Below are 374 nucleotides of genomic sequence, written 5' to 3' on the forward strand. Positions count from 1 at the left end.
GCGGCATCCTGCTCCACGGCGAGCCGGAGCGGGCGCTCGTGCTGCCTGTGGCGGAGAGTCCGACTGTACCGCGACTGCTCCAGCTTACCTCGGGCACGACTGGCCCGCCCCGCGTCATCGGACGGAGCTGGGCGTCGATCGACGCCGAGTGCGACGCCTACAATCGCGCGCTCGGCGGTACCCTGGGTCTCGAATCGCTGACGCCCGTCATCCTGGCGCCGGTGTCGCACGCCTATGGCCTGATCTGCGGCGTCATGGCCGCCGAGCGGCGCGGCGTATCGGCCCGGATCGTCGACAGTCGCAATCCGAAGCGGATGCTGGCGGCGCTGCGCGAGCATCCCGACCATCTCGTCTACGGCGTGCCGGTGCTGCTG

General features: G+C 70.9%; 1 protein-coding gene. It reads left to right on the forward strand.

What is annotated here, in order from left to right:
• On the forward strand, window positions 1-374 hold a 374-nt coding region (locus PA598K_RS33775), incomplete at both ends, for an AMP-binding protein (protein WP_148092033.1).

The sequence above is a fragment of the Paenibacillus sp. 598K genome, from assembly GCF_003851045.1.
In the GTDB taxonomy this organism is placed as follows: domain Bacteria; phylum Bacillota; class Bacilli; order Paenibacillales; family Paenibacillaceae; genus Paenibacillus_D.